Below are 2,542 nucleotides of genomic sequence, written 5' to 3'. Positions count from 1 at the left end.
GTAAGCGCTACGCCGCTCCCCTCGTGCGGGGCATGAGGTGAATGTGCGAAGAATCCTCCCGATCGCGAGAGACGGAGGGCCTACGTGGGAGCAGACGGCAAAATGGACGTCCATTCGGACGTCCCAACAGCTGGCTACGCAGGCCGGCTCGAGGTTCTGGACGGTCCAACGGGACGGCGGGTTCGCTCGGAGGCCGAGAGAGCCCGGATTGCGGCCGAGAGCCTGATGCCGGGGGTGCAGGTGGCGGCGGTCGCGCGCAAGCATGGCGCGACCCGCTGGCAGGTCTACGATTGGCGGCGTCGCCTTCGTCAGGGACAACTGGCACTGCCGGAAAGCATGGCGCCGATGTTCGCGCAGTTGATGGTGGACGAAACATCGGCGCCTCAGCGGAGGATGAGGCCATCGAAATCGACGCCGGCGAAGGTGGAAATCGTGATCGACGACATGGTGATCCGAACGGCGGTTGACGTGGAGCAGCTGTCGCAGGTGATCCGAGCGGTTCGGGCCTCGCGATGATTGCACCGGGCAACGATCTGAAGATCTACGTGGCGACCCGGCCGGTTGACTTCCGGCGCGGCATGGACGGATTGGCATTGGCTGTGCAGGAGATGCTAGGCCTCGACCCGTTCTGTGGGGCAGCCTTCGTCTTCCGGGCCAAAAGGGCTGACAGGATCAAGATTTTGGTGTGGGATCGCACCGGCCTTGTGCTCGTTCACAAGCGGCTCGAGGGCTCGAAGTTCGTCTGGCCGCAGGTTCGCGACGGCGTGATGCGCATGTCGCCGGCGATGTTCGCGGCCTTGTTCGAAGGGCTGGATTGGAGACTGGTTCGCCCCGAGCGGGCACGGCGTCCGCAGCTGGCCGGATGAGTGTGGCACAGTGACTCAGGTGCCTTGTCTCCAATGGCGTTATCGGCACTCATGTGCTTGATTTAGTGCATGAATCTGACGGTTCTCCAGGAAGAGAACGAGCGTTTGAAGGCGCTCTTGGCCCAGACGCAAGCGACCCTGGCCGAGCACCAGGCTGCCTTAGCTGCATCCGAGGAGGCGCGCCGCCGGCTGGAGAGCGTCGTCAGCCAGCTCAATCACGAGAAGTTCGGCGCCAAGTCCGAGAAGCTGCATCCCGATCAATACCACCTGCCACTCGAAGACGTGGAGATCGCGCAGGGCGTGCTCGATGCCGCGCAGGAAAAGGCGCAGCGGGTCATCCAGGGGCGTTCGGACGGCGCCTCCGGTTCACGCCAGCGCAATCGTGGCCACTTGCCTGCCCATCTGCCGCGAGTGGAACGGATCATCGAGCCCAAGAGCACGCTGTGCCCCTGCGGCTGCGGCGAGATGGCTAGGATCGGCGAAGATGTCAGCGAACGGCTCGACGCAATCCCGGCGCAGTTGCGCGTGCTGGTCACGCGCCGCCCGAAATACGCTTGCCGGCGCTGCTCGAGCGCGGTCGTGCAGGCGCATGCGCCCGAGCATATCGTGCCCGGCGGCCTGCCGACCGAGGCGTTGATCGCCCAGGTCATCGTTGCCAAGTTCGGTGATCACTTGCCGTTCTACCGGCAGGCCGAGATCTACGCCCGCCAGGGCATCCAGCTGGACCGGGCGACACTGGGCAACTGGGCAGGCCGGGCCTGCTTCCATCTCAAGCCCATAGCCGACCACATGCGCGGGCATCTGGCTGCGGCAGAGCGCCTGTTCATGGACGAGACCACCGCGCCGGTACTCGATCCCGGACGCGGGAAGGTCAAGAAGGGCTTCTTCTGGGCAATCGCCTCGGATGACCGTAGTCACCGTGGCCAAGGCCCGCCCATCGTGCTGTTCCACTATGCGCCCGGGCGCGGCGGCGAGCATGCCGAACGCTTCCTTCAAGGCTTCGGCGGGCAGTTCCTGCAGGTTGACGCCTATGAGGGGTATGACCGGCTGACACGCCTGGAGCGGCCACAAGGACCATGGCTGCTCGTCCATTGCTGGAGCCACCTGCGCCGACGTTTTGTGAAGCTGGCGCGCAACACCAAGTCCCCGATCGCCGAAGCCGCCGTGCGCCAGATCGCCACGCTCTACGCCGTCGAGGCGACGGTGCGCGGCATGACGCCACAAGCTCGGCTCGCCGCCCGACAGCAGTACTCCACCCCGATCATCGCCGCCCTGAAACCATGGTTCGAGAAGCAGCTGTCGATGATCTCCTCCGGCTCCAGGCTGGCCGAAGACATCCGCTATGGGCTCGCCCACTGGGAGGGGCTCACCCGCTTCCTCGGCGACGGCCGGCTCGAACTTGACACCAACCCCGTCGAAAACGCCATCCGGCCCGTATGCTTGACCAGAAAAAATGCCCTGTTTGCGGGCCACGAGGTCGGGGCTGAAAATTGGGCGCTGCTCTCATCCATCGTGGCCACTTGCAAGCTCAACGACGTCAACCCCGTCGCCTACCTCGCCGAAACCCTCGACGCCATCATCAACGGCCATCCGCAGAGCCAGATCGAGGAACTCATGCCCTGGCGATTCCGAAAAGCGTCAAGCCCAAATCCGTAGGGGATCAGCGACGCGCTTAC

The 2,542-nt window shown here is 64.7% G+C and carries 3 protein-coding genes; all 3 read left to right on the top strand.

Features of this window, described 5'->3' with window-relative positions:
- Positions 1–102: 102 nt before the first annotated feature.
- The 3 genes from tnpA to tnpC all read left to right on the top strand — a co-directional run bounded on the left by tnpA (position 103) and on the right by tnpC (position 2,522).
- Complete coding sequence (tnpA, locus tag NKJ72_RS30840; RefSeq protein ID WP_352480789.1) at positions 103–516, top strand: IS66-like element accessory protein TnpA; 414 nt, start codon at positions 103–105, stop codon at positions 514–516.
- Positions 513–866, top strand: coding sequence for an IS66 family insertion sequence element accessory protein TnpB (tnpB, locus tag NKJ72_RS30835; RefSeq protein ID WP_352480788.1), 354 nt, complete (start codon positions 513–515; stop codon positions 864–866). The genes tnpA and tnpB overlap by 4 nt, the downstream gene beginning before the upstream one ends.
- Positions 867–935: 69 nt before the next feature.
- Complete coding sequence (gene tnpC / locus NKJ72_RS30830) at positions 936–2,522, top strand: IS66 family transposase (protein ID WP_352480787.1); 1,587 nt, start codon at positions 936–938, stop codon at positions 2,520–2,522.
- Positions 2,523–2,542: the final 20 nt, after the last annotated feature.

Origin of the sequence: Mesorhizobium sp. M0045 (assembly GCF_040323385.1) — a bacterium.
Classification (GTDB): Bacteria; Pseudomonadota; Alphaproteobacteria; order Rhizobiales; family Rhizobiaceae; genus Mesorhizobium.
Note: the sequence above shows the minus strand (reverse complement) of the source record. Positions and strands in the feature narration are given on the sequence as shown.